The following is a 5,638-nucleotide window of genomic DNA, read 5'->3' as shown; positions in this document are numbered from 1 at the left end:
ATCCCCAATGTACTGCGCACAAAAGCCCGCTTGATTATCATGTACCGTGAGGAGCACGGACCGTTTGCATCCGTGGATGACCTCCTCAATGTCCAGGGCATTGGCCCCGAAACGCTCGAATCCATGCGGCCGTATATATACGTGTAAAGCAAAAGCCCTCCCGCTTTGGGAGGGCTTCTTCATATTTTAGTCCCGTCCGGGAACTCAAATATCGCAATATACTTGGCCCCCAGAGCTTTGGCGATTGCGTGTAATTCATCCGGCGAGAATGTTTCTCGTTTTATTTTTTTGTTAAAATTTTGTGGCGACATGCCGATCGCCCGCGCAAGCGCGGCTTGGCTGATCCCTTTGTACTCTATTGCCTTGTGTATCTGTTGTTCCATCGTCAGCCCTCCTTTTCTTTTAGTATAAACGATAAGGCTTTTTGTGTCAACTTATTGGTTAATGTATAAACGCAATGGTTTATAATTTTTCTAAAAAAATTGGAAAAAAGCCTTGACAACATAAACCAAATGGTTTATAATAATAACTGTCAAAGGGAGATACCAAACAACAGATTAGGCCAAAAATGAGAGGAGCAGCTACCATGTACGCATATATTGAGGAGTTTGCAGGCAACCTGTACGCCGCCAAAATTGAGCAGGACACTGACTACCGCCCTGTTGGGGTGCCCGCAGACCTGAATGACCCCAGCCGCGCAATGCGCGTAGTCGGCAAACGCACCCGCCTCAGCAGCCTCAGCTGGCAGGACGAACCCATCGGCACGATCCGTAAGCGCAACACAGTCGGCGTCATCACCAAAATGACCGAGTCTCACATCTGCGTCGAGATCACAGAGGATGAATACCGCGCCCTTATCGCCGCCGACGAGGCAGCATGGCGGGCCAAAAGAGACAAAAAGCGCCAGGGCGAGATCGCGGGCATCAAAGAAATGATAGCCAAGGCCGAAGCCCAGGAAAGCATCCCTACTCCGGCAGAAGCCGTCAAAATGAGAAGAAAGTACAATAACCTTTACAACGAGGGCGGCTATGGTTACGTTCCGCAGATCATCGACAGTGTTAAGTATGTAGAGCTCAAAGATCGCCTGGCAGCGCTCGAGAAATAAGGAGGAGAAAACCATGTCAAAATTTGAAGAGTATATGGCGAAACCTGATTTTGAAAGCGAATTTGAGGTAATGAACCGTTTTGCGCTGCACGCCACAGAAAACGCAAACTGTGAGGTTAAAATACTTGCATCGGAGACGTACAAGTCAACGTCTCCGGTTGGGTATGAGGTAGAGGCAATCTTGTGCGTTCTCACCCAAGACGGCAAGATTGTGGACGGCGGCGCAAGCGTCCGCCCGAATAATGGCGCAAGTGTGGATGTTATCTCTTATAGAGAGGCCAAGGACAAGGCAAAAGATATGGTGGAGCACTGGGAAGCGCTCCAAGAAGAAAAAGCGCTACATAATCAGTGGATCGACGAAACCGGTGGATTCTGATCTACAGAAGGTAGGTGGCTTGTTTGAAAGCGGTAATAAAGCTGGAATTGTTTGGCGAAAACACAAGGCAGATGTGCAAAGTTTATCGCTCTGCTTTTAGAGAAAACGGCTGTGCGGAAATATTTGATACTGTAGTGGGCGTGCCGCCGCGGTCATCCTGGGTAGCGGAGGTACTTGGCCCGAGCGAAAAATACCGGCTGGAACGAAATTTTCTGAAACCAAAGTTAGATTATTCTCGTGCAAATGGAATCGGTTCGAGGGGTGTTTTTGCGGAATACATCTTGGAAAGCGGAAAGCTTTACGAAGTGAAATCACAAGAGTCATGGAGCAGAACCGACCGTTACTTTTGCATTGTAGATCAGGATGGGGATGTTATAAAAATAAGCGAGGAAGATGCCTGCCACTCAATCGGGGCAGAAACATACCAGGAGAGAAGGGTGAAGATTAGTGCCAAAAACATATCTAGATATTAACGTACTGGATGCCGCCAGAGAACGAATTCGAAAGGTGTTTGATGATTTTCCAAAAATATACGTCAGCTTTTCCGGTGGTAAGGATAGTTCGGTGATGCTCCATCTTGTTATGAATGAGGCCATAAAGAGAGGCCGAAAAGTAGGCGTCCTCCTGGTTGACCTAGAAGGGATGTACAAAATCACTATTAAACATATCCAGGCCATGTATGACCTTTATGCGAACAATATTGAGCCATATTGGGTATGCCTACCTATCCGGCTACGAAACGCCGTATCCGTATTTGAACCACGTTGGATGTGTTGGGAACCCGGAAAAGAAGATGTCTGGATCAGGAATCCTCCCAAAAATGCGATTACGGACGAGAACTATTTCCCGTTTTACTGGCGCGGCATGGAGTTTGAGGAGTTTGTGCCAGAATTCGGGAAATGGTACGGAGGCGGGAAGTTGACAGCATGTTTTGTAGGCATTCGTGCAGACGAATCTCTCAACCGATATCGCACCATCAAGGGAAATAAATCTACCTTTGAAGGCATCCAGTGGACTACATGGATCGGGGACGGAGTATACAATATTTATCCAATATATGACTGGAAGGTATCAGATATCTGGCTTTATAATACGAAATTCGGCAAGCCGTACAACAAGCTGTATGACTACATGTACCAAGCGGGCTTGACACCGTCACAAATGCGCATTTGCCAGCCATATGGCGACGACCAACGAAAGGGTTTGTGGCTTTTTCATGTGATCGAACCGGAAACATGGGCCCGTGTAGTCGCCCGTGTTAATGGCGCCAATCAAGGCGCTCTGTATGTCCGGGAAACCGGTGACATTATGGGAAACATAAAAATTACAAAGCCCGAAGGCCACACCTGGAAGTCATTTGCAGAATTGCTTCTGGCGTCCATGCCGCCGCAAACACGAGAGCATTACGAAAACAAGATAGCTGTGTTTTTGCACTGGTGGGAAAACCGCGGATATGCGGACGGCATTCCAGATGAAGCAGATATCCATGAAGAAGCTGCCAAAAAGGTACCGTCTTGGAAGCGCATTTGCAAAGCACTGCTGAGAAACGACTATTGGTGCAAAGGTCTGTCTTTTACGCAAACGAAATCTACAGCCTACGAAAAATACAAAAAAGTCATGAAAAGGAGACGACAAGCATGGGGATTGATCAACTTTTAAGCGAGCTTTGCGTAGAAATTGATAAATTGGAAGAGCCAAATAAAATTAAAGCTCTAAATAAAGTAAGGTCTGCCTTGCATGACATCAGTCCGTTTAATGACGAGCCGGTGGACTGCGTGCTTTGGGTCCCGTGCGACCAAGTTGAGGCGAATGATTATAACCCGAATTCAGTCGCGCCGCCGGAAATGAAGTTACTGGAAATCAGCATTGGGGAAGATGGATACACACAGCCAATCGTTGCCTGGGGTAAAAACGATTACTACGAAGTTATTGACGGCTTCCACCGCAACCGCGTCGGAAAGGAATGCAATGATATCCGGGAACGCGTCCATGGATATCTGCCGATTACATTAATTAACCGTGGAAGAGAGGACAAAGGAGACCGAATCGCCGCTACGATCCGCCATAATCGTGCTCGAGGGAAACATCAAGTAACGGCAATGAGTGACATTGTGCTTGAACTATCCCGCCGCAATTGGTCGGATGCGAAAATAGGGAGGGAGCTTGGAATGGAGCCGGACGAAGTGCTTCGGCTTAAGCAAATCACAGGTCTAGCGGAATTATTTTCCGACATAGATTTTTCAAAAGCATGGGAATAATAAAAGCCCCCGATTGTTCGGGGGCTTTTATTGGGCTACGGCCCTTTGGAACTAATGTGTTCCCGCGCTGTGTTAGGCTTTGCTAAAAAAATGATTTCAATCCACGCCGGTATAACCGACGGCTAACTAACAGATACGCAGTTTTCTTATTTATATTTATAGCATAGCCCTATAGGCGGTTTTTGTCAAGTGTTTTGCAAAAAAATAGGCCCCGGAACCGTAAGGCTCCGGGGCTCTGTGTATTACTCGCTCTTGTTTTTTTGTTTATAAATTTGATTGACGTAAACCGCCGCGCCTGCGCACAAGACGCCCTGCACAAAGGCGGTCAATACGGCGGTCAGCCAGTCGCCTGCCGTGGCAAGGGGGCTGTTTGCAAAGACGCTCAGTCCCGCAATGAGGATCCCGGCCAAGCCGAGGATCGCGGGAATAAATTTGTCCGGCACAGCCTGCGCGCGCTTTAGGATTGCGCCCAGTATAAGCAATACCGGGACAAGTACGAGCAATTCCGGCCGGATAAAGCTCTGGATGTTTTCGATCATGTCCATATATAGATTACTCCTTTGAGCCCGACCGTTCGGTGGGCAGGTTCATAATGTCGTCATACGCCTGTTTCCCGGTCCCGTTGCCGCCCAGGGCGGCGTAAGGCCGGAACAGGTATTCGATGTTCTTCTTGTCGCCAAGAGGGCAAAACCCAATGCGGGTATAATACCGGTGGGCCTGATAGATGCGGTCATGCAGGATGGCCTGGAGGCCCTCCCGTATAGCCTCTTGCTCGCCCCGCTGGGCCTTGAGCCTCCGGCAGACCCAGACGCAAAACGCGCCCAGGCCGCCGGTGATGGCCCAGATCAGGAGGTTGGGAAAAATATCAATCAGCCACTCCATAGATTAACCCTGATAATAGCCGCGGATGTCGCCGTCGTTGACCCAGCACAGCCCGTTATCCAGCAGGTAGGGGTTGCGGGCGCCCTCCGCAATGCGGGTAATCACACCGTGGCTGCGCAGCATCTGGGCGGCGGTCAAGTGCTCCTCAATAGGCGCCGTAGACGAGCGGTAGCAGGTCGAGAAAACCACATGGTCCCCGAGCTTGTACCCGGTAGACGGCTGGGGCGCAGGAGCCGGGTCAGGCTGTCCGCCGGAAAGCTGCAGGACCTGGCCGGCATAGATAGTGTACGGCTCGGTGATGCCGTTGACCGCCGCAATGTCCCGCCAGTCGATCCCTAATTTTTCACCGATGGAGGAAAGGCAGTCTCCCGCCTGCACCGTGTAAGTGTCGCCGGAAGGGGCCGTGCTGCCGCTGTCCAGTTCGGCCCGGCAGAGAGCAAGGAACGCGTCCCAGGTCCCGGTCTCCCGGATGGTCTGGGGGCAGTTTTTCCCCGACCAATGGTTGTGTTGCACCACGTTGTTGATGGGGATGGAGTAATCCTCCATCAACTTTGCCACCAGCCAGGCGGCGTTTTTCTTTGTCTGTTCAAAATCGCCGTCCGCATTCACGCACAGCTCAATCCCGATGGAGTGCAGGTTCCCGGTGCCGCTGCCGCCGTCTCCCGCGTGCCAGGCCTTTTCGTTGTCCGGGATGTGGTGGTAAATCTCATGATCGTCCACGGTGTAGTGGTACCCGATCTCCCCGTCTGCACCGTTCGAGAGCCAGTTTGCGTGGTTCTTCGCTCCGGCTCCTGCGTCCTTGTTGCCGGTTTCGTGGATGGTGATGTAAGACTTCGTGTAGTTCCCGCCCGGCCGGTTGGCATTGGTGGACGGGATGATCTGCTCGATGATGGATACTGCCATAATGGTTACCTCCTAAAATTGGATATAAGAAAGGCGTGCCCCGAAGGACACGCCTTGCCGTATGAGATAGGTGGATCAGGGGACCAGCGCCTTGATTTGCCCGGTGATGTAGGC

Annotated in this window: 10 protein-coding genes; 6 read left to right on the top strand and 4 right to left on the bottom strand. The window is 50.6% G+C overall.

Going from position 1 to position 5,638, the window contains the following annotated elements; translation table 11 throughout:
* Complete coding sequence (locus tag WMO26_RS13230; protein ID WP_349221106.1) at positions 1-147, top strand: ComEA family DNA-binding protein; 147 nt, start codon at positions 1-3, stop codon at positions 145-147.
* 32 nt (positions 148-179) lie between these two features.
* Here WMO26_RS13230 and WMO26_RS13225 read toward each other — a convergent pair whose 3' ends face one another.
* Positions 180-383, bottom strand: coding sequence for a helix-turn-helix transcriptional regulator (locus WMO26_RS13225; protein WP_349221105.1), 204 nt, complete (start codon positions 381-383; stop codon positions 180-182).
* 203 nt (positions 384-586) lie between these two features.
* On the opposite strand from WMO26_RS13225, the gene WMO26_RS13220 reads away from it, so the two are divergent.
* Genes WMO26_RS13220 through WMO26_RS13200 form a run of 5 tightly spaced genes read left to right on the top strand, consistent with a single transcriptional unit; the run spans position 587 to position 3,739 of the window.
* The gene (locus WMO26_RS13220; protein ID WP_349221104.1) at positions 587-1,105 is read left to right on the top strand and encodes a hypothetical protein; all 519 of its coding nucleotides are present in this window, start codon (positions 587-589) and stop codon (positions 1,103-1,105) included.
* 13 nt (positions 1,106-1,118) lie between these two features.
* The gene (locus WMO26_RS13215; RefSeq protein ID WP_349221103.1) at positions 1,119-1,481 is read left to right on the top strand and encodes a hypothetical protein; all 363 of its coding nucleotides are present in this window, start codon (positions 1,119-1,121) and stop codon (positions 1,479-1,481) included.
* 23 nt (positions 1,482-1,504) lie between these two features.
* Positions 1,505-1,954 (top strand): hypothetical protein, encoded by a 450-nt coding sequence (locus tag WMO26_RS13210; protein WP_349221102.1) that lies wholly within the window; start codon positions 1,505-1,507, stop codon positions 1,952-1,954.
* Positions 1,929-3,140, top strand: coding sequence for a phosphoadenosine phosphosulfate reductase (locus WMO26_RS13205; protein ID WP_349221101.1), 1,212 nt, complete (start codon positions 1,929-1,931; stop codon positions 3,138-3,140). Before WMO26_RS13210 ends, WMO26_RS13205 begins: the two co-directional genes overlap by 26 nt.
* Positions 3,119-3,739, top strand: coding sequence for an IbrB-like domain-containing protein (locus WMO26_RS13200; RefSeq protein ID WP_349221100.1), 621 nt, complete (start codon positions 3,119-3,121; stop codon positions 3,737-3,739). Before WMO26_RS13205 ends, WMO26_RS13200 begins: the two co-directional genes overlap by 22 nt.
* 242 nt (positions 3,740-3,981) lie before the next feature.
* Here WMO26_RS13200 and WMO26_RS13195 read toward each other — a convergent pair whose 3' ends face one another.
* The 3 genes from WMO26_RS13195 to WMO26_RS13185 are packed head-to-tail and all read right to left on the bottom strand — an operon-like array spanning position 3,982 to position 5,524.
* A complete protein-coding gene (locus WMO26_RS13195) occupies positions 3,982-4,284 on the bottom strand; it encodes a phage holin family protein (protein ID WP_349221099.1) in 303 nt (100 codons plus the stop codon).
* A gap of 7 nt (positions 4,285-4,291) precedes the next feature.
* A complete protein-coding gene (locus WMO26_RS13190) occupies positions 4,292-4,621 on the bottom strand; it encodes a hypothetical protein (protein ID WP_349221098.1) in 330 nt (109 codons plus the stop codon).
* Between the two features lie 3 nt (positions 4,622-4,624).
* Positions 4,625-5,524, bottom strand: coding sequence for an N-acetylmuramoyl-L-alanine amidase (locus WMO26_RS13185; RefSeq protein WP_349221097.1), 900 nt, complete (start codon positions 5,522-5,524; stop codon positions 4,625-4,627).
* Between the last annotated feature and the right edge of the window lie 114 nt (positions 5,525-5,638).

The organism is Solibaculum intestinale (genome assembly GCF_040096205.1).
Taxonomy (GTDB): domain Bacteria; phylum Bacillota; class Clostridia; order Oscillospirales; family Acutalibacteraceae; genus Solibaculum_A; species Solibaculum_A intestinale.
Note: the sequence above shows the minus strand (reverse complement) of the source record. Positions and strands in the feature narration are given on the sequence as shown.

What these genes read in the sequence shown, in the direction of transcription:
- WMO26_RS13195 (WP_349221099.1), bottom strand. Translation starts at nt 4,284, where the DNA reads ATGGACATGATCGAAAACATCCAGAGCTTTATCCGGCCGGAATTGCTC.
- WMO26_RS13200 (WP_349221100.1), top strand. Translation starts at nt 3,119, where the DNA reads ATGGGGATTGATCAACTTTTAAGCGAGCTTTGCGTAGAAATTGATAAA.
- WMO26_RS13215 (WP_349221103.1), top strand. Translation starts at nt 1,119, where the DNA reads ATGTCAAAATTTGAAGAGTATATGGCGAAACCTGATTTTGAAAGCGAA.
- WMO26_RS13225 (WP_349221105.1), bottom strand. Translation starts at nt 383, where the DNA reads ATGGAACAACAGATACACAAGGCAATAGAGTACAAAGGGATCAGCCAA.
- WMO26_RS13185 (WP_349221097.1), bottom strand. Translation starts at nt 5,524, where the DNA reads ATGGCAGTATCCATCATCGAGCAGATCATCCCGTCCACCAATGCCAAC.
- WMO26_RS13190 (WP_349221098.1), bottom strand. Translation starts at nt 4,621, where the DNA reads ATGGAGTGGCTGATTGATATTTTTCCCAACCTCCTGATCTGGGCCATC.
- WMO26_RS13220 (WP_349221104.1), top strand. Translation starts at nt 587, where the DNA reads ATGTACGCATATATTGAGGAGTTTGCAGGCAACCTGTACGCCGCCAAA.